Here is a 20,648-nt window from a genome sequence, read left to right as displayed (position 1 = left end):
GCACGTTTGCGTGATGAAATTATTACTCCAGATGTTTTCGCAGCATCGAAATTACTTCGACAGAAAAATTATTTTTTACGGGAAGATGGAACGCCGCTTCATTATACATTGGTCAATATTAAAGATTGGTGCAAGAACGATTTTGAAGTCATCAATCAGTTGCGCATTAATACCGAAAACAGCAATCACCGCTATGATGTAATTTTGTTAATTAATGGTTTGCCTGTGGTGCAGATTGAACTAAAAAATATTGAAATCACGCCTCGGAAAGCGATGCAGCAAATCGTGGATTATAAAAATGATACAGGTAATGGTTATACCAATTCATTAATGTGTTTTATGCAGATGTTCATTGTCAGCAACAGATCAAAAACGTTTTATTTCGCCAATAACAAAAATCAACACTTCACTTTTAATGCAGATGAACAATTTCTTCCGGTTTATCACTTAGCCGACGAAAAGAATGAAAAAATAAACAACCTTTTTTCCTTTGCTGAAAAGTTTGTATCCAAATGTACTTTGGGCGAAATGATCAGCAAATACATGGTTCTGGTAGAAAGCGAGCAAAAACTTTTGGTGATGCGTCCTTATCAGATCTATGCAGTGAAAGCCATTGTAAACAGCATCCACGAAAATAGAGGCAACGGTTACATTTGGCATACAACAGGAAGTGGTAAAACGCTAACATCCTTTAAAGCCTCTACCTTGCTAAAAGATAATCCGGATATTGAAAAATGTCTGTTTGTAGTGGATAGAAAAGATCTTGACCGACAAACTAGGGAAGAGTTTAACAAGTTTCAGGAAGGCAGCGTCGAGGAAAACACCAATACGCAGAGTTTAGTGCGGCGATTACTATCTTCAGATTATGCAGATAAAGTAATTGTGACCACTATTCAGAAATTAGGTCTGGCTTTAGATGGAACTTCTAAACAGAATTATAAAGAACGATTGCAACCTTTAAGCAAAAGTAGAGTAGTATTTATATTTGATGAATGTCACCGTTCGCAATTTGGGGAAAATCATAAGGCCATTAAAGAGTTTTTTCCAAATGCTCAACTTTTTGGTTTTACGGGTACACCGATTTTTGAAGACAACGCCACTTACAATATTAGAGAAGGCGAAAATGCCAGTTATAAAACTACGGCTGATATTTTTGAAAAAGAACTTCATGCTTACACAATTACCCACGCAATCGAAGATCGAAATGTTCTGAAGTTTCACATTGATTATTTCGAAGGGAAAAGTAAAAACAATAATAAACCCGCTGAAACGGTCACTCAAAAAGCGGTCGTTGAAGCTATCATCGAAAAACATAACGCAGCAACAAATGGTCGAAAGTTTAATGCCATCATGGCAACGTCTTCTATTAATTCTGCGATTTCTTATTTTGAACTCTTCAAAAAAATTCAACGGGAAAAGAAACAGCAAGATGAGAATTATGAAATGCTCAATATCGCCTGTGTATTTTCACCACCTGCAGAAGGAAATAAAGATGTGCAGCAAATTCAGGAAGATTTAATTCAGGAGAAAGAAGACAATAAGCAAAACCCTGAAGAAAAGAAAAAAGCTTTACAACAAATTATCGCAGATTATAATTTGCAATACAAAACCAATCATACCATTAATGAATTTGATATTTATTATCAGGATGTTCAGCGACGTATTAAAGACCAAAAATATGCAAACGCAGATTATCCGCATGAGAATAAAATTGATATTACCATTGTGGTCGATATGCTCTTAACAGGTTTTGATTCCAAATATCTCAACACGCTTTATGTGGACAAAAATTTAAAACACCACAGTTTAATTCAGGCATTTTCCAGAACAAACCGGGTTTTAAATGATACCAAACCTTACGGCAATATCTTAGATTTTCGGGCACAACAGGACGATGTTGATGCGGCGATAAAATTGTTTTCCGGTAAAGATGGTGAACGTGCAAAAGAAATTTGGATGGTAGAACCCGCTCCAGTGGTTATTGAAAAATACCAAAAAGCAGTGGAAGCATTGGGTGTTTTTATGACCAATCAAAATCTGGTTTGCGAACCACAGGAAGTCTATAATTTAAAAGGAGATATTGCCAGAATTGAGTTCATCAAAAATTTCAAAGAAGTGCAACGGCTTAAAACCCAATTGGATCAATACACCGATCTGGCCGAAGAAGAAATGCAAACCATTGAAGCCATTTTACCGAAAGACACTTTGCTGGAATTTAGAAGTTCTTATATAGAAACTGCTAAAAATTTACAGAAACCTGGAACAGGAACTGGTGGTGGTGATTTGCCTCCTATGGAGGAACTGGATTTTGAATTGGTGCTTTTTGCTTCTACGGTGGTAGATTATGATTTTATCATGAGTCTTATTGCAGACAGTACGCAGAAAAAACCCGGTAAGGAAAAGAAGACCAAAGAAGAGATTATTGTGCTTCTAAAATCCCAGTCTAATCTCATGGAAGAGCAGGAAGACATGGAGGAATACATTAACAGTTTGGATTGGAACAGCGGACAGGAAGTTAATAATCTGCGTGAAGGTTTTGAACAGTTTAGAATAGAAAAAAACGAAAAACAATTAGCAGCAATTGCGCATAAAAATGGATTAGAATTGACCGATTTAAAAAACTTTGTCGATACCATTTTAAACCGAATGATTTTCGATGGAGAGAAATTGACTGACTTGCTGGAACCTCTTAATTTAGGTTGGAAAGTTAGAAAGCAGAAAGAATTAGAACTAATGAAAGACCTTTTGCCGGAATTACAAAAATTGGCACAGGGACGAGAAATTGCAGGATTGAACGCATATGAATAATGATAGAAAACAATTAATGCCTGAACTGCGTTTTCCGGAATTTGTTGATGATGGAGAATGGGAAGATAAACTACTTGGAGACGTTTGTTTTATTACAAATGGAAAATCTAATGCACAAGATCATATTGAAAATGGCATATATCCTCTATTTGATAGATCGGCGATAATCAAAGCATCTAATGAATATATTTTTGATACCGAAGCAGTAATTATTCCTGGAGAGGGAATGCGTTTCATACCAAAATATTTTATTGGAAAATTTGATTTACATCAAAGAGCATATGCATTAAAAGATTTTACTTGTATAGGTAATTTCGTTTATTACTCAATGAATCATAGAAGTAAATTAATTTCTGAAAAAGCGGTTCAGTCAACTGTTTTATCATTAAGGTTACCAATTTTACAAAATTTCCCAATACAATTACCAAAAGCGAAAGATGAACAACAAAAAATCGCCTCCTGTCTTTCTTCTTTAGATCAATTAATCACCGCTCAAAAAGAAAAACTTGAACTTTTAAAGAACCATAAAAAAGGTTTAATGCAAAATCTTTTTCCGCAAGAAGGAGAAACCGTACCGAAGTTTCGTTTTCCGGAGTTTGAGAATGATGGAGAGTGGGAAAAGAAACGTTTAAATGAAATTGGAGTTTTAGTGAATGGTCTGACTTATAGTCCACAAGATATTAGAGAGAAAGGATTATTAGTTTTAAGATCTTCCAATGTTCAAAATGGCCAAATAGAATTGAATGACTGCGTTTACGTGACGCCGTCAGTAAAGGGTGTAAACTTGACCCAAAAAGAAGACATTTTAATATGTATTAGGAATGGCTCAAAATCTTTGATTGGCAAAAATGCAATTATTAAAAATGAAATGCCTTTCACCACTCACGGCGCATTTATGACAATTTTTCGTGCAAGTAATCCAAGTTTTGTATTTCAATTGTTTCAATCTGAGGCTTATCAAAATCAAGTTGATGCAGATTTAGGTGCAACAATAAATTCAATAAATGGAAAGAATTTTTTAAAATATGAATTTTTCATTCCAAAATTGAATGAACAAGAAAAAATTGCTTCTTGTCTTGGCTCATTAGATAATTTAATCTGGTCACAAACAGAGAAAATAGAAAGATTGCAATTGCATAAAAAAGGATTAATGCAGGGATTATTCCCTAAAATGATCGATTGATATGAAAAACGATTTAGAACCTGAACAAAATAGTTTTATTCTTTACACCACACCCAACGGCGAGGTAAAACTCAATGTTTTGTTTAATGATGAAACGATTTGGTTAACGCAGAAAATGATGTCGGAATTATTTGATGTCGGCGTTCCTGCAATTAATAAGCATTTATCCAATATTTTTGAAAGCAGTGAGTTGGAGGAGTATTCAGTTATTTCCATTTTGGAAACAACTGCTGCAGATGGCAAAAACTACAAAACAAAATTCTATAATTTAGATGCCGTGATTTCTGTTGGCTATCGGGTGAATTCTGCTAAAGCGACCCAATTTAGAATCTGGGCTACCAAAACTTTAAAAGAATTTATTATTAAAGGTTTTGTACTGGATGACAACCGTTTAAAACAGGGAGAAACAGTTTTTGGCAAAGATTATTTTAAAGAATTATTAGATCGTGTTCGTTCCATTCGTGCAAGCGAGCGCCGAATCTATCAACAAATCACCGATATTTTTGCAGAGTGCAGTATTGATTATAATGTGAATGATCCACTGACTAAAAATTTTTACGCCACCATTCAAAATAAGTTTCATTACGCCATCACCAAACATACCGCTGCCGAAATCATTTTCAAAAAAGCCGATGCTACAAAAGAAAATATGGGTTTAACAGTTTGGAAGAATTCGCCGGAAGGTAGAATCTTAAAATCAGATATTGCCATTGCGAAAAATTATTTGGAGGAAAAAGAAATCAAACAATTAGAAAGAACCATAACAGGTTATTTTGATTATATAGAAAATCTGATCGAGCGGGAAAACACGTTCACCATGGAAGGTTTGGCAAAAAGCGTAGATAAGTTTTTGAACTTTAATGAATATAAAATCTTAGAAGGAAAAGGAATTGTTTCGCATGAAGCCGCACTCCATAAAGCAGGAAAAGAGTACAATGAGTTTAATAAAACTCAAAAAATTATTTCTGATTTTGACAAAGAAATAAAAAAACTGAAAGGAAAATAATAATGACACAAAAAGACCAACTACAACTGGGGAAAACCCTTTGGGATATCGCCGATAATTTAAGAGGAGCCATGAATGCCGATGATTTTAGAGATTATATGCTTTCATTTCTTTTCCTGCGATATTTGTCCTATAACTACGAAGAATCGGTAAAGAAAGAATTGGGTTCAGATTTCCCTGTTTTAGCAGAAGACGATGAAAGAACCGCTTTGGGCGTTTGGTACGAAGAAAACGCAGAAGATATTTCGGAGTTTGAAAAACAAATGCGCCGTAAAGTGCATTACGTTATCAAGCCGGAACATTTGTGGAGCAATATCACAGAATTAGCCCGAAGACAGGATGTAGATTTATTGCAGACTTTAGAAGAAGGGTTTAAATATATTGAGAACGAATCGTTTGAAAGTGCTTTTCAGGGTTTGTTTTCCGAGATCAATCTGAATTCCGAAAAACTGGGCAGAACTGCCACAGAAAGAAATAAAAAACTCTGTACGATCATCCAAAAGATTTCCGAAGGAATTGCTGATTTCTCTGCAGATTCTGATACTTTGGGCGATGCTTATGAATATTTAATTGGGCAGTTCGCAGCAGGTTCCGGTAAAAAAGCGGGTGAGTTTTATACGCCACAACAAATCTCTACCATTCTTTCCGAGATTGTGACTTTAGATAGTCAGGATCCTATGTCTGGCAAGAAGAAGAAACTCAATAAAGTTTTGGATTTTGCATGTGGTTCCGGTTCTTTGCTTTTAAATGTAAGAACTCGCATTACCGAAGAAGGTGGAAGTATTGGGAAAATATTTGGTCAGGAAAAAAATATCACTACCTACAATCTTGCGCGGATGAATATGCTTTTACACGGCATGAAAGATACTGAGTTTGAAATATTTCATGGCGATACTTTGCTCAACCAATGGGATTTATTAAATGAAATGAATCCATCAAAAAAAATGGAGTTCGACGCCATCGTGGCAAATCCACCGTTTAGTTTGCGTTGGGAACCCAATGATACCATGGCAGATGATTTCAGATTTAAAAGTTATGGTCTTGCACCTAAATCTGCAGCAGACTTTTCTTTCTTATTACACGGTTTTCACTTCCTGGGAAAAGAAGGAACGATGGCCATTATTTTACCGCACGGTGTTTTATTCCGTGGCGGAGCAGAAGAACGCATTCGTACAAAACTATTAAAGGATAATCACATTGATACGGTGATTGGTTTGCCTTCCAACTTGTTTTATTCCACCGGAATTCCCGTTTGTATTTTAGTTTTAAAGAAGTGTAAAAAACAAGATGATGTTTTGTTCATCAACGCAAGTGATCATTTTGAGAAAGGCAAGAGACAAAATAGTTTGACTGAGGATAATATTGAAAGTATTGTAGAAACCTACAAATACCGAAATGAAATTGAACGTTATTCTCGCCGGGTTTCCATTGAGGAAATTGAAAAGAACGGTTACAACTTAAATATCTCGAGATATGTAAGCACCGCCGAAGATGAGATCCAAATTGATTTAAAAGAAGTGAATATAAAATTGATTGATATTAATAAAACTATTGAAACCGCGACAGCTGAACATAATGCCTTTTTGAGAGAATTGGGGTTGCCACTTATATAATATTGTAAAATGATAGACTTTTAGATATGGAAATAAGTAATACCTGTATTTTAAAGAGTTAATAGATGCTACCCAGCTACGATAAACCCATAATATTTGTTGAAACATACAAATATTAATTTCAAAACAAAATGAAAACATACTTTATTGAATTATTTAATTTTTATAAGAACCCTAAAGATTTACGAATTAAAAATTATACCTTAATAAAAAATATAAAATATATTTTATATACTTTCTTGGCTGATCTATCTCTCACTTTAATTTTCTTCCCTTTTTTATATTTATTGTCAAAAAATAATTTAATTCCCGAAGATTTTGAAAGAATTAATTATACTGATAATACACTGTTAAAATCATTAATGGTAATCGCCGTTTTTGTACCGCTTCTGGAGGAAATTATCTTTAGATTTCCTATAAGAGATAATAAGTTGTACCGTTATTTTATTTCCGCAAAAGTGTGGGATTTTCTGTTCAAAATTTTGGTTTATATAATACCCCTATTATTTGGATTCGTTCATTTAAGCAATTTTGGAGACCTAACACTTCCATTGATTTTAATGTCACCAGTATTAATCGGTTCTCAAATAATTGGAGGGTACCTTTATACATTTCTGAGAGTAAAGTTTAATTTTGCTTCTGCAGTGGTTACTCATATGTTATGGAATTTAGTGCTTTCACTCGGAGTAATTTTTTTACTATCAGTAGAAAAACCCTTTCAACAAAATGATCAAGATCTTAGTATTGAAATTAAACAATTTGAGTATAATAATTTGGAAAGCCAAAACCTCACGATAGATTCTATTGGATCAAAAATTTTTAAAGTTGAAGCGAAACAATATTCTTTAAATCATGTGGTAGACACCATAGCAAATGAGCAAAGAAGAAAAACGGATGTTATTGTAGATTTAAAACTTACCTCTAAAAAGGGTATAACAAAGGAAAATTTTGTAGAGATTATTGAAGATTTTGATAAAAGTAGTCACTGATTTAAGCAATAATTATTGCTCCGGTTATTAACCGCATTTAAAATTAAATAATTTAACGGATATGCATCTAACTCTCTCTCAACTAAACGGTATCATCCAATAAAAACTTAATGAAGCCTTTTTTATGCAACATTTTTGGATCGTTGCAGATATTACCGAGCATAGTTTTAAGCAAAAGACAGGCTATCATTATTTTGAATTTGTGGAAAAAGATGTTCGTACTAATCTTATTGTTGCGAAAATAAAAGGAGCAGCCTGGGGAAATGCTTCTCAGAGAATCAAAGATTTTGAAAAAAGTACCGGTCAAAGATTCACCAATAACATTCAGGTTCTTGCAAAAGTGAGTATTAACTTTCACAAAGTATTTGGTCTTTCCCTGGAACTTTTAGAAATTGATCCCTCTTTTACTTTAGGCGTAATTGAAACCAAAAGACAGGAAACATTATTACGACTCGTTACGAATTATCCCATTATAATCCAAAAAGTAGGAGAGGAGTATAAAACTTATAACTCGATGGCTTATACCAATACAAAAACTCCCACAAAGGCAGTTGAGTTTATTATTACGCATAACAAAAGACTTGAGGACAGACTAGGTTGATGGTTTAAAAATTGTATTAAAAAAGCAAACATTAAAACAAGAAAACATGGAACCATCGAAAAAAAACAAGCCTGCACCAATTGTCCTTATCGGAATCGCAGCAATAGTTATTGCAATTATTTCTTATTTTATATTTCTTACCTTTTTCCCTGAGTTGTTTCAAGACTTGCCTACCGGAGAACAGCAACCTATTAAAAAATAAATAAATTTTTATATTGAGAACTACACAAGTTGAAAGTTTGTAGTCATAATAAAGCCGTCCCAGTAGAATAGGACGGCTTTTTAAATAATAGGTGAATGTATAAAAATCAGATTCGTTAGTCGTGTCGATTTTCTAAGTTTTTAAATTTCTCATAAGATGCTTTTAAACTGTGAAGTTGATCCTGAACTACTCTCGAACTTTCAGGGCATAAATCACCGCTGTCCAAAGCCTTTTGGTAAGCTTCAATAGCTGCATTTTCGCCGAAGGTAACATTTTCTAAAGTTGATTCTGCATTATCACTTGAAAAAGCATTTTTCACATCAATCCAAGTACGGTGTAGCCCTCCTGCTACGGTAGTTGAATCATCTGCATCTCCATTTCTTTCAGAGATTAAACTCTTCAGTTCTAGTCTCATTTTTTGCGACTGATCAACCATATTGGTATAATCTGATTTAAGATTAGGATATTTTTCCCACACCTTATCTTCAACTTTGTTGAAACCTTCAATTCGATCATTTGTGATTTGTAAAAGATCATTTAATGTTGATACTGTTGGATTGTTCATAATATTTTATTTTTTTGGTTACCTATAATGAACCAATGAGTATGCCATCAAATTATAAAATCTGTTAAGTTTATATTAAGATTAAAATGAAAAAAAAGAATTATTGGTAAAAAATTTGTATCCAATAATAAATTGCTAGATGGTAGTATATTCTATTTTTTAATAAGTTAAAAATAAATAGCAAGTACTTGCTCCGTTAAATAAACTTTATGAAAAAAGCGTTTCCCTCTCTTTCCAATTTTTTTAAATTAACTTTAATTGGAATTGCTGCCGGAGTAATTTTAATTATACCCCTAAAAATACTTTATATATTAACAGGAAATACAGCTTACATTTTACTTTTTAATTTCGATTATGTCCCTGTTCTAAACCAGTTAAGACCGGTTTGGCTATTCGGTTATATTTTCCATTTTGTCACCTGTATTTGTAGTGTTATCGGACTTTATTATATTTTGAAATATTTGAATAAGCAACTTTCACTCTTCTATTATATTGCGGTCTACACCGTTGGGGGAGGAGCATTGTTTTTTCTTACCTGTCTTTCAGTTAAGCCTCCTGCTGGAAATGATTTCACGGCTTGGTTGTATTGGACGATTGCGCATGGAATTTTCGGTTTTGCAGTGGGTCTTTTAGTGAAGAAGTTTATAAAAGGAACATATCTAGAAAATTTGGATTACTAATACATTTTGAAAATAATAAGTAGTATGGAAAAAGAAAGGAAAAAAAAGGTCCGGCCAGAGCAGAAACAAAGACGACCCGGATTAGAAGATAATATGAGGCCTATTCCTGAGACTGCTCCACTTAAAAATTCAGCAGCTGGAAAGTTAAAAGGTAAGACTGCACTAATAACGGGTGGCGACAGTGGCATTGGTAAAGCAGTTGCCCTTTTATTTGCAAAAGAAGGTGCTCATATCGTAATAGTCTATCTCAGCGAAACTAAAGATGCAAAGCAAACCCAGAAACTTGTGAAGCAATATGGGGTAAACTGTATTATTATAAAGGCCAATCTTTCTAAAGAAGAAAATTGTAAAAAGGTTGTGAAAAAGATGGCAGATGAATTTGGGGGTGTTGATATTGTTGTAAATAATGCAGGGCTTCATTGGGAATGTGATTCAATCGAGAAAATAAGCAGTAAACAGTTATTAAAAACCTTTGAAAATAATTTTTTCTCCTATTTTTGGATTACAAAATATGCACTTCCTTATCTTAAAAAAGGAAGCACTATCATCAATACGTCGTCGGTAACAGCGTATCGAGGTAGTCCAAGCCTTCTTGATTATTCCGCGACCAAGGGTGCAATTATCTCCTTTACCAGAAGTCTTTCCTTGCAACTTATTGATAAAGGTATTCGCGTAAATGCCGTAGCACCTGGTCCAATTTGGACTCCCTTGATTGTCTCATCTTTTGACGCAAAGAAAAATTCAGAATTTGGAAGTGATTCCCCAATGGAACGTGCAGGAATGCCAAATGAAGTTGCACCTTCCTATTTGTTTCTTGCCAGTGAAGATTCCACTTATATTAATGGTCAAGTTCTTCATCCTAATGGAGGCGAAATTATTAATGGGTAAAAACGGTAAATACGATTTACGATAGTTTATTACATATCAATAGTTTTTATAAGAATGATACCAATTATAGCAAAATAAATTTTATAATTGGTACAAAATATATCTACATTTGTCTCATGAAATTGCGTGCGATAATAAGAGAAACTGTTGAACCAAAACAAGGTGACCTGCCACAATCGGTAATTGTTGAATTCGTTGGAGACAAAGAGAAACAGCATTTTGAAGTGCTGTTTTATGCCTTCGATCCGTATCGACACAAAATTAGAAAATGGGATACCTGGGAATTAACTATAAAATGGAAAAGTGAAATTTTCGAGGATCCTAAAACAAAAGTTAAATCCTACTTCACTTATTTGTTTTGTACCAAAGCTACTCCTGTGCATCAAATGCAAAAATAGTACTCAAAGCATTTGAAAATCAAATTCGCAACGTAAAATGTTTTTTCCGACTATAAAATTTGCATGGTATAATTGTTGATTTTTTTTAGCATCAAAATAAATCATAATGTGTAATCGAGTTGATAATTACGGACTTTCAATTTCTGAAGTATCAAATGAACTTCAGGCGGAAATTATAGAAAATAATTATTATTACGCAGAAGAAATCAATGCATTTCAAAGACCTGCTATCCCTGTTGTATTAGAACATGAAGGTCGTAAGATTACTCACGCGACATGGGGAATAAATAAAGATATTCCGAAAGATAAACCCGCAAAAGGCATTAATCTAACTGCCGAAAAATCACATACATTCTATAAAAAGGTTGAAAATAATCGGTGCATAGTTCCGGTTACTGGATTCTATGATTGGATGCACGTTCTAAATCCTGGAAAGAAAACGCCTATAAAAGTTAAACATAGAATGCATTGGAAAAATTCTGATCACTTTTATATTGCTGCATTTTATGATGTATGGAACAATAAGGAAATAGGTTTTGGATTGGTAACAACAGTTTCAAATTCATTAATGAGTGTGGTTCATAATTCTAAACTCAGAATGCCTCTCTGTCTTGATGCAAGAATGGCGGATAAATTTTTAAATGACAAACCCATAGAGGAATTTACATTTCCTACCTTTGATCCAAAGTTGGTGGCTGTAAATTTGGAGCCCAATAAAATACCACAAACCCTATTTTAATGGAAAAGATCAATTTTATAATCAGTGATATTTTAGTAAGCAAATGCAGTATGGATGGATATGGTTTGGATATTTTTCTAAAAGATGGGCCGCAATTGAAAACTAAATTTCACGATGACAATTTATTTCGTGCTGCAAAGGAAGCAAATGGAAATCTTTTTCATCTTAAATATCTATTTTCCGAACAGATTCAGAATATTTTGAAGAACAATCCTCAATATTACTATTCCTTGACTAATTGCGAACTTTTCGATATTAGTTTTGGTCATATTCTCGAAGATCCTAATGACGATATTTATGCCAGATCAATGGATTTAATACGAAGTTGTGCAGACGAAAAAGGAATCGAATTTGACGGTTATTTTAAGCAACGATGGAAGGAATCAGCAGATACAATTATCAACTTTGATGAAGAATATTTCGATGATCCCGATCGTATTGAATTATATGTGTATTTATCTGCGATGGTTGATGACGAAATTTTCAATTTCCTAAATCAGGTTTATCATTTTTTCGAAAAAAAGGATATTACCAAAGAAATCATACAAGATAAAATAGATCATCTTACCAAAGTTAAAGGAGTGAAATTTTAGTAGGTTTATTTTTTTCTAATATAGCGATATATTGAGAAAATTAACGGGGGATCTGTACAAACTGTAAAAATATATAATATGAAAACAAAAGTTTCTTTTACATTTCGAGACGGGTTACCAAAATTAACTCCACAAGAACAAAACTCTGATCATAGTATTAGGTTGTCGTATATATTAAAGGAAAAACCTATTAAAATTCCTTGTGTTCCTGTTATAGGGATGAAAATCAAGATTAATTCATTTTTTTATTCTTACAAACTTAATTATGATGAAGGGTGTCTTTGGGAGAGGGTTTTTGATACACCAGAAGATCTTTCCTTTGAAATATATGATATTGGAATTCGTAAAAAACATTTAGAACTATTTTTAAAATAAGTTTTGAACTATGAAGTTAGAAGCGAATATTCGAGAGACAGTAGAACTGGATGCTAAAAGTATTATTGTTGAATTTTACGGAGATAAAAAAAAACAGCATTTCGAAGTCTTTTGTACGTTTAATCCAATATAATGAAGGCATTCGTAAGTGGGGATTTTGGGAGTTAAAAATAAGATATGTTAGTGAAATTTTTGTCGACCAAAAACGGGATGAAAATCCTATTTCATTCACTTTTATTGCGATCAGGCCAAACCTATTCATCAAATTGCCAACGGAAAATTAAAGAATATTTTTATTGGCATTTCCCTGTGGGTTGGACTTTTTGCAGTCAATCTTATTATAGTCTGAAATTCCTTGCGCTAGTTGAAATAGTATTAAAAATTAAAAATCTGAAACATTTCATTGAACCCTCTTGGAAACATTCCATTTATTCAGACTTTTAATTTTGTTTTTCACTCATTATTCTATTTTCTTCACGCTTAAAAACATTTCCCTACTGCTTTGCTATCGGTCAATTCTTTTTCAGCTAAAAATATAATACTTTTGGAAAAAGTGCCAACGCTTTTCCCACGCTCAAAAAAATTGCAGATTTTAAAAAGCAATAGATCTAAAAGATTCTGGTTCCCGCCATTTATTTAGACCTATTGCTTTTATTTTCCACTCCCTATACTATTTTCTTTACGTTTCAAAAACATTTCCCTGTCGCTTCGCTATCGGTCAATTCTATTTCAACTAAAAATAATTTAGGTTCGGAAAAAAATTAAATCGCAATTTTTCTTGCCACTACTTTCCCCGAGCTCTTCCACAATTTCATCTGCAGTTAATTAAAGTTTTAACAGCTAATATCTCTTCAACTTCTCAAAGATTGAATTGCTCTTTTGTTTGAAAAATTTTCTACGTACCGGAAAGTTATTGATAGCGTTTTATAGCATTCCAGAAACGTATAACTCTTCTGCTTTTCTTTCATTCCATTTCTGGTGTTTTTCTGTATGCAAAATTAAAAATGGAAGTCTTTCTAAAAAAATGAATTTGGGAATCCATCAATATTTACGCTTCCATTAATTTAAATATTGACGAACCCACCTAAACCCTTCGGGCAAATTCATTTCCAGCTTTCACGTTGTTTCAGTTTTAGAAATCATTCCTTTTTTAAAGTCATTTAGCAAAGAAAAAGACACCTCAATTATACGAATAAAGATAAAAGCAGTGAGTTCTTTGACATTTTCGAAAAGCCCTAAAATCTCCTAAATAATAGGTCTTTCCAGTCCGCTATAAAATCTTTCAGTTTAAAAAAAACGTGTCCTCATAACCAAATAAATAACTAAATAAGTATATAACTAAATAAATAATTAAATATTATGAATGCAACAGCCCCCAAAACCCACAGTTCAAAAAGTAAAAAAAATCAGATTTCTAAAAAAGGTGAAGATAAATTTATCTCTAGAATTATTGAGAATTTAGATAAAGTAAAAGCCCAGGATTGGGAACTTTACACCACATATAAATTTCAAGCACCAAAAAATCTATTTAGTCAGAATACCTATAAAGGATTCAATTTATTGACCTTATATATCGATACCCTTACAAATGGTTTTACCTCTAGTTTATACGCAACATTCAACTCTATTTCAAAGGCGGGTGGAAAACTTAAAAAAGGATCAAAAGGAGTTGTTATTGAATTTTTCAGTTTTGTATACAAGCATCGGGAAACTTTAAAAACATATACTTTGGAACAGGTTAAAAATATGAGTTCCGCGGAACTGGAGCAAATAAATAAATATCCGGTGATTAAAAATTATGTTGTTTTTAATTCAAATCAGATTGAAAATTTAGAAGATTTAAATTTGACTATTGATCTAGATGAAGCCCAAGATTTAGAATTTGTTGATCAAATAAATTGTGAAAATTTCGTTCAAAAATTAATTGAAAATGCTTCTTTGCAAATTAAATTTGAACAGATTTCACATGGTAGTTACTCTCCAATTTTTGATTATATCAAGATGCCTTTAAAAAAACATTTCGTTTCAGAAGTGAAATTTTATACTACTTTATTTCATGAAATTATTCATTGGACAGGACACGACAAAAGATTAGACAGAAATCTTCGTGAAGGATTTAATGACAAAATTAAGTATTCATTTGAAGAACTAATTGCGGAAATGGGTTCAATGCTTTTGGCACTTCAATTTGGAATTACTGACGAACTTTTGAATTCCATCAGATACCTTAAAGGTTGGTCCGATACCCACAAAGAAAATCGAATTGAAGATATAAAAAACGCCTTCATCCAATCGAAAAAAGCGAAGAAATATTTAGAACAATTTTAAGAAATTAACCTCTCATTTTATGGGAGGTTTTTTTTGTTTACAGATAGTGAATTTAAAAAAAATTAGGAAAAATTGGATGCCAATTTTTCATTTTTAAGCACCCTGTTTTTTTAAATAGTAAATCAGAATTTGCAACACTTAAAATCAAAATTCATTGTTCTAGGTATTTACTTTTACGCAATAATACTGGAGAATTTTTGTTCAATATAAGAAGCCAATTTCTGGCTCATCTCACCCACCCGCATTTTTTGAAATGTTTTTTCCGACTATGGAAGTAGGGTTTTTTTCTTAGATGTTATGATACTCTTGGTCAATAATTGTTGTATATGTAGGACTTTAAATTGTTTGTATTTATTTAAAAAATTTAAAAATGTAGTTTAAGAAAAAAATTTAATAGTGTTGGAGGTCGAGAAGTGTCTTTGTCAGGACAAAACCGAATTTCGTTTTACTCATTCCAGTTTTATCAAGCCAAAGACCTTTCGTTTTGCTCCCGATGGTCGACAAAAAAAGTATTACGTTTCACACTAAATTTTACAAGAGAATTATGAAGAGTAAGAAAATTGAGATAAGAGTATCGCTTGAAGAAAGAGATGAAATTTTTCAGAAATCTGTGAAAGCTGGTTTATCTGTTTCGGAATATTTGAGGAGATCCGCACTTGACAAGAAATTAAATGTTAGGTTCTCTGAAGAAGAATTGGAAGCTTGGAAAAATTTAACCTATATCAGTACCGCTCTAAAAAACCTCGGAAATATTTTAAGTAAAGATAATAGAGAAGAATTGATTGTGGAATTGAGGAAAATTAATGAAAGATTAAAAGTTGAAATTTTAAAATTTTTGGAATGACCGCTAGCGCGAAATCTATAAAAGGAAGTTCTCAGCACGTCGATTATTTAATCGATGAAAGAAAGGGATACGAGTTAGGTAGAAATATGTTGTATGGCGACAAGTCTTCGGAGATTATGCGGAGTTTTAGAATGCAACAATCATTAAATTCAGAATGCAATAAAAAATTTATAACTGCATACATTAGCCCGGAACCTAGGGACGGGCAACGATTAAGTGATAAGGAATTAAAGGAGATTAGCCGTGATTTTATGAAAGGTATTGGTGTTAATCCTGATAAGCAAGCATATTTAGCTATCGTTCATACAGAGAAAAATCATAAGCATGTACATATATTAATTAATAGGATAGACGAGAATAATAAGGCCATTAAAGATAATTTTATAGTACTGAAAGCTCAAAATATCGCTCACAAAATTGCAAAGGAAAGAGGGCTAGTTTCATCACGTGATATAAAGCAGGATAATATTGAAAGAAAGTTGATAGTTTCAAAAAGGGAAAAATCCCTAATTTTTGAAAATCATAAAAAAGTGATGAATCTAAAGCCAGCTAGTATCTCCAAATATATACAATATATGAAATCGACTGGATTTGAAGTAAAACCTACAATTAATACATCGGGAAATTTACAAGGATTTCGAGTTAAGGAAATTGCTACAGGTCAAGAATTTAAAATGTCTGAAATTAAAAGAACAATGTCACAACAAGTACAAAAATTAAAAAATGATTTAGGTACCGAAAAAACATCGTCAAAAATGTTTCAAGCTCATAAACAAGTGATGCAGTTAAAACCTCAAAATTTAGATAAATATCGTCAGTATATGCGCTCGATGGGTTTTAATTTTAATTTAATTCGAAATAAATCTGGACAGATTAAAAAAATAATGGTTAATGAAACTAATAAAGTGACAGGGCATATTATTACCACAGTGCTACCTACTGTAAAGAAAAGATTATCTCGAGACGAAATAAAAAAAATGATAGAAAGTGAGAAAAGCGCCAATTTTCAATTGGACATTGAAATTAAACTTATAATGTCAAATCAAATAAAAGAATTCGAAAAAATTAGCGACCTCAATAAGGGTTTATCAGAAGAAAGAGGTGTAGATACAAAATAGAAAAATATGAATGGATTAGGTTGTTTACCACAAGTATTTAAGGGAATTTTATTAGTGTTTGTTGCAATGCTAGTAGCAGTTAATTTGTTAGGTGTTATAGCACCATTTTGGCAATTTCTAGGAGATAATTTTCTTAAAACGATGCCTAAGGGAATACTTAAATTGGAAGTGTGGATTAAAATCTTAATTTCCTTAATATCTATTTCGTTTTGGCTCATTGCTTTTAAACTAGGAAAGTTTGAAAATATACTTAGAGGAATTGCATTTGTGGGTATAGGAACATTTCTTTTTTTATATGGTGGATCAGCAATATCAACTGCTTTGTCAAGATATATTGGAAATTATTCTTTGTTAATTATGATTTTACCATTGGTTTTTGTAGGGCTTTTGTTTTATAAGGATGTTAGGAAGAAAAACAAAAATGGTAGTAATATTTTTGAAAAGAATAATTCGAAATTACAGAAAAAGGGCTTTGTTTTTAAGACTAGCGCCGGAATTATAAATTTAGCAAATCCATTTAGAGGCATTTATATACAAGGCGGGGCTGGCTCTGGAAAGTCTGCGAGTATTTTCGAACCTATAATAAAACAAATAGCTGAACAGGAATATACGGGGATATTATATGATTTTAAAAGTCCTGAATTAACCAATAAAGTAAGAGCCAGTTATAGCAAAACTAATACTAAATTTAGAAATGTTGATTTTAAAAATCCCTCACAAAGTGATAGAATAAATCCAATCGCACCAAAATATTTAACAAAAAGTGTAATGGCCATTGAATATGCACAGGCACTTGTAAATAATTTGATTCCCGAGAGCATCAAGAAAGCTGATTTTTGGTCAAATAATGCTAAGATGATAATTGCTGGGGTTATGTGGTGGCTTAAAGAAGATCATCCAAAATACTGTACATTACCACATGTAATAAGTCTTTTACTCCATGCAGATATAAAATTATTATTGCTTAAAATGTCTCAAAATTATGAAGCAGCAGGTATGGTTACATCTTTAAGACAATCTTTAGAGAATGAGGCACAAAACCAAGTTGCGGGAATTTTATCGACCATTCAAACAGCTTTATCATATTTAAACACAAAAGATATTTTTTGGCTATTGTCGGAAGATAGTGTAAATTTAGATTTAAACAATCCGGAAAATCCTTCTTTCTTGTGTTTAGGTAATGACAGCACACTGCCACAAGTTTACGCTCCTCTAATTTCTTTAATAATAAGTGTAGCAGTAAGACAAATGAACAGACCTGGTAGACTGAAAAGTGTGGTGCTTTTAGATGAAGCTCCAACCATCTTTATTCCGAATATTGAACAGATACCGGCAACTGCACGGAGTAATAAAATCTCTACAATTTTTGGAGTTCAGGATTTTAGCCAGTTGGTTGATAAGTATGGGCAGGATAAAGCTCAGATAATTATTTCTAACCTCGGAAATCAATTTTTCGGCAGAGTGACAAACGGTAAAACAGCTGAAATGGTTAAAGTTCTGTTTTCGAAAGAAGATAGACTTTTTACAAATAAAAACACTGGAAGCGGAACCAGTGGAACATTTGTCCATATTCAGAGTAATGACACAAAAGGTAAAAGTGAAAATATTCAAGAGAGAGATCGAGTAAAAGTTACAGATCTAATCAATTTAGAACCAGGGCAATTTTACGGCATTATTGCCGAAGGTAAACCTAAAGAGTTTCTAAATACTCAATTATTAGCAGATTTTGTTACTGGTATTGGAAATGAAAAAAAAATTATTTCTAATGTAGAAATGAGCGATAATTATTTCCGGATTATTGAAGAGAGCAAAAATTTAGTGGAATGACAGAAAATAAAGATTTTTATGTGATCGAACTTAAAAGCAAAATTAAGGTAGGTATTACAAACGATTTCAAGAGCAGACTTAATAGTATAAAAACAGGATCTGGAATTAAGGATAATGAAATTCTTAATATTTACTATTATCCGGATTTAGGTTTTTTGGAAGCACGTATTAAACGTTTATTTTCAAAGCAGAAGATTGCAGGAGAATGGTTTTATAAAAGGCAGATTGTTCTAATTTTCATAGAATGTTTAAAAAATGGAGACGTTCCCTCCCTTGAACTGCTCAAAAAAGTACAGAATGAGAGCGTAAAAGAATTAAACCTATTAGAAGCAGAAAGCAGCATTTATGGAGATTACCTGATACTGAAACAAAATGCCATTAATCTATTAGATCAAATAAAATCTGAACGATTTGGTATTGGTTATCCAGACTCTGTAGAACTAGCAAAATTTATGAGATTAAAAAAAGCAAATTATCGAAATATGGTTTATAATGTCGATGAATGTTTTAAATATTTCGAGAGAGTGCCAAAATTTTGTCTTGAGGACATAAATGATAACCAAATTATTGAGTGTTTAAGAATTATCAAAAACACCACAGCTAACAATATAATAAAAACTGATCTTCAAGATAAGATTGATTCAATTTTTTCTAAAAGCGAGATTTATAGATCCCAGATTTTAGAACTTATAAATTCCTTTTTCTTTATTAAAACTTATGATGAAAAAACAATGTCTTATCATCAGAACATTGAAATGAAATATGATGAAGAGTGTAACATGTATTTTATGAACAACTTCGAAGATCTTAATAAGGAGGAAAGACTATTTTTGAAAAAAGTTCAAAATGAAAATTTGATGGTTAGCATATTCGGAACCGTTAATTTTTCTTATAAAAACAGATATTGTGGATTCAGCTTTGAAGTTGAAAACTTTTTAAGAGTTTTAAATTTTTTCAAAATAAGAAAAACTGAAGAGAATCAAATTAGATTGTTTGTGAACGATACCAATCATAAAGAGTGTATATTTCAGTATAAATACCATTTATTAAATTGTAATGAAAAACAGTTCATAAGGTCACTTTATATTACTGATCATTCATTTTACTATATAGAATTTGAAAAAAATGGTAGATTATATTACTGTTTATTTGATGATTGGGAACCTGTTCAAAAAGATTTAAAAATTAAGATAAAAAATGATCACAATGACGATGCAAATATAACGATACGGTAAAATCTTTAATATTAAAGAGAACTTGCAAGAGTTTACGCAATATATTGGGTGTAATCCTAAAGGTATTTACTACATCGAAAGTAATACCGTTTCGAACAAACACGTCAGATATTTCCTTTTTTTACGTAAGAGAGGCTATAATATCAACGATATTATGGATCGGATTATTGAGGAAGAATATAAAAATTCAAAAGAGGATCCTAATTTAGAATCTGAACTTCCTTAATTTGTGTATTTCTACGAGGTAATATACCATCCAATTCTGTGCAACAGATTTCTGCACCAATGTTTTTTCCGACTATTGATTTCTGCAATTGTAATTAAATATTTCCTGAAGGAATATAATATCTTAACAACTCCTACTTTTATAGCACTCATAAAGGCTACCAAACGCCACAAAAAAAGCAGTCCTTCTAAAAAACTGCTTTACTATCCTAAATTCTAAAAACGATAACCCCATAAAGTTACCAAGTGGTGAGGAAAAGCCACCGGAGGTTCCGTTCAACAGGCTTTCATTTCTTGTCTTTCAGACAAAACGAAAGCTTAGTTATTAGCGGCTGCCTTTGTTTCAGTTCGTTAATTTTAGTTTCATCATAATGTCCGTTTGTTCATCTTCCCCAAGTTTGAAAATATGTTTGTCAAACTCTACAAAACCG

At 32.3% G+C, this 20,648-nt stretch carries 20 protein-coding genes and 1 pseudogene; 19 read left to right on the top strand and 2 right to left on the bottom strand.

Features of this window, described 5'->3' with window-relative positions:
* The 7 genes from ACEYOS_RS05830 to ACEYOS_RS05800 form a co-directional block, all read left to right on the top strand.
* The coding region (locus tag ACEYOS_RS05830) for a type I restriction endonuclease subunit R (protein ID WP_373748057.1) at positions 1 to 2,808 on the top strand (2,808 nt) is incomplete at its 5' end.
* Complete coding sequence (locus ACEYOS_RS05825; protein WP_373707429.1) at positions 2,801 to 3,991, top strand: restriction endonuclease subunit S; 1,191 nt, start codon at positions 2,801 to 2,803, stop codon at positions 3,989 to 3,991. The genes ACEYOS_RS05830 and ACEYOS_RS05825, both read left to right, overlap by 8 nt.
* Before the next feature lies 1 nt (position 3,992).
* The gene (locus ACEYOS_RS05820; RefSeq protein ID WP_373707430.1) at positions 3,993 to 4,997 is read left to right on the top strand and encodes a virulence RhuM family protein; all 1,005 of its coding nucleotides are present in this window, start codon (positions 3,993 to 3,995) and stop codon (positions 4,995 to 4,997) included.
* A 2-nt stretch (positions 4,998 to 4,999) separates the two neighbouring features.
* Positions 5,000 to 6,610: a type I restriction-modification system subunit M gene (locus tag ACEYOS_RS05815; RefSeq protein WP_373707431.1), complete on the top strand. Its 1,611-nt coding sequence runs from the start codon at positions 5,000 to 5,002 to the stop codon at positions 6,608 to 6,610.
* A 131-nt stretch (positions 6,611 to 6,741) separates the two neighbouring features.
* Positions 6,742 to 7,599, top strand: a complete 858-nt coding sequence (locus ACEYOS_RS05810; protein ID WP_373747956.1) for a CPBP family intramembrane glutamic endopeptidase — start codon at positions 6,742 to 6,744, stop codon at positions 7,597 to 7,599.
* A 124-nt stretch (positions 7,600 to 7,723) separates the two neighbouring features.
* On the top strand, positions 7,724 to 8,200 hold the full coding sequence (locus tag ACEYOS_RS05805) for an exodeoxyribonuclease VII large subunit (protein WP_373797534.1): 477 nt from the start codon (positions 7,724 to 7,726) through the stop codon (positions 8,198 to 8,200).
* A 46-nt stretch (positions 8,201 to 8,246) separates the two neighbouring features.
* Complete coding sequence (locus ACEYOS_RS05800) at positions 8,247 to 8,402, top strand: hypothetical protein (protein WP_373747958.1); 156 nt, start codon at positions 8,247 to 8,249, stop codon at positions 8,400 to 8,402.
* Positions 8,403 to 8,517: 115 nt separating this feature from the next.
* On the opposite strand, the gene ACEYOS_RS05795 is transcribed toward ACEYOS_RS05800, so the two are convergent.
* On the bottom strand, positions 8,518 to 8,967 hold the full coding sequence (locus tag ACEYOS_RS05795) for a PA2169 family four-helix-bundle protein (protein ID WP_373747959.1): 450 nt from the start codon (positions 8,965 to 8,967) through the stop codon (positions 8,518 to 8,520).
* Between the two features lie 209 nt (positions 8,968 to 9,176).
* Here ACEYOS_RS05795 and ACEYOS_RS05790 point away from each other — a divergent pair, with 209 nt between their 5' ends.
* From ACEYOS_RS05790 to ACEYOS_RS05735, 12 genes are all read left to right on the top strand, one after another.
* Positions 9,177 to 9,647, top strand: coding sequence for a hypothetical protein (locus ACEYOS_RS05790; protein ID WP_373747960.1), 471 nt, complete (start codon positions 9,177 to 9,179; stop codon positions 9,645 to 9,647).
* Positions 9,648 to 9,671: 24 nt separating this feature from the next.
* Positions 9,672 to 10,535, top strand: a complete 864-nt coding sequence (locus ACEYOS_RS05785) for an SDR family oxidoreductase (protein WP_373747961.1) — start codon at positions 9,672 to 9,674, stop codon at positions 10,533 to 10,535.
* A gap of 116 nt (positions 10,536 to 10,651) precedes the next feature.
* On the top strand, positions 10,652 to 10,933 hold the full coding sequence (locus ACEYOS_RS05780; RefSeq protein ID WP_373747962.1) for a hypothetical protein: 282 nt from the start codon (positions 10,652 to 10,654) through the stop codon (positions 10,931 to 10,933).
* Between the two features lie 106 nt (positions 10,934 to 11,039).
* The gene (locus ACEYOS_RS05775; RefSeq protein ID WP_373747963.1) at positions 11,040 to 11,672 is read left to right on the top strand and encodes an SOS response-associated peptidase family protein; all 633 of its coding nucleotides are present in this window, start codon (positions 11,040 to 11,042) and stop codon (positions 11,670 to 11,672) included.
* Positions 11,672 to 12,265 (top strand): hypothetical protein, encoded by a 594-nt coding sequence (locus ACEYOS_RS05770; protein ID WP_373747964.1) that lies wholly within the window; start codon positions 11,672 to 11,674, stop codon positions 12,263 to 12,265. Before ACEYOS_RS05775 ends, ACEYOS_RS05770 begins: the two co-directional genes overlap by 1 nt.
* Before the next feature lie 78 nt (positions 12,266 to 12,343).
* A complete protein-coding gene (locus ACEYOS_RS05765; protein WP_373747965.1) occupies positions 12,344 to 12,640 on the top strand; it encodes a hypothetical protein in 297 nt (98 codons plus the stop codon).
* 1,359 nt (positions 12,641 to 13,999) lie between these two features.
* Positions 14,000 to 14,968, top strand: coding sequence for a zincin-like metallopeptidase domain-containing protein (locus ACEYOS_RS05760; RefSeq protein WP_373747966.1), 969 nt, complete (start codon positions 14,000 to 14,002; stop codon positions 14,966 to 14,968).
* Positions 14,969 to 15,512: 544 nt separating this feature from the next.
* On the top strand, positions 15,513 to 15,812 hold the full coding sequence (locus ACEYOS_RS05755; RefSeq protein WP_373747967.1) for a hypothetical protein: 300 nt from the start codon (positions 15,513 to 15,515) through the stop codon (positions 15,810 to 15,812).
* On the top strand, positions 15,809 to 16,930 hold the full coding sequence (locus ACEYOS_RS05750) for a relaxase/mobilization nuclease domain-containing protein (RefSeq protein WP_373747968.1): 1,122 nt from the start codon (positions 15,809 to 15,811) through the stop codon (positions 16,928 to 16,930). The genes ACEYOS_RS05755 and ACEYOS_RS05750 overlap by 4 nt, the downstream gene beginning before the upstream one ends.
* A gap of 6 nt (positions 16,931 to 16,936) precedes the next feature.
* Positions 16,937 to 18,757, top strand: a complete 1,821-nt coding sequence (locus ACEYOS_RS05745; protein WP_373747969.1) for a type IV secretory system conjugative DNA transfer family protein — start codon at positions 16,937 to 16,939, stop codon at positions 18,755 to 18,757.
* Positions 18,754 to 19,992, top strand: a complete 1,239-nt coding sequence (locus tag ACEYOS_RS05740) for a GIY-YIG nuclease family protein (protein ID WP_373747970.1) — start codon at positions 18,754 to 18,756, stop codon at positions 19,990 to 19,992. Before ACEYOS_RS05745 ends, ACEYOS_RS05740 begins: the two co-directional genes overlap by 4 nt.
* A gap of 22 nt (positions 19,993 to 20,014) precedes the next feature.
* Positions 20,015 to 20,218, top strand: a complete 204-nt coding sequence (locus tag ACEYOS_RS05735) for a hypothetical protein (protein ID WP_373747971.1) — start codon at positions 20,015 to 20,017, stop codon at positions 20,216 to 20,218.
* A 342-nt stretch (positions 20,219 to 20,560) separates the two neighbouring features.
* Here the strand turns inward: ACEYOS_RS05735 and ACEYOS_RS05730 are convergent.
* A pseudogene (locus ACEYOS_RS05730) lies at positions 20,561 to 20,648 on the bottom strand (GNAT family N-acetyltransferase); the annotation flags it as partial.

The organism is Kaistella sp., assembly GCF_041824135.1.
Classification (GTDB): domain Bacteria; phylum Bacteroidota; class Bacteroidia; order Flavobacteriales; family Weeksellaceae; genus Kaistella.
Note: the sequence above shows the minus strand (reverse complement) of the source record. Positions and strands in the feature narration are given on the sequence as shown.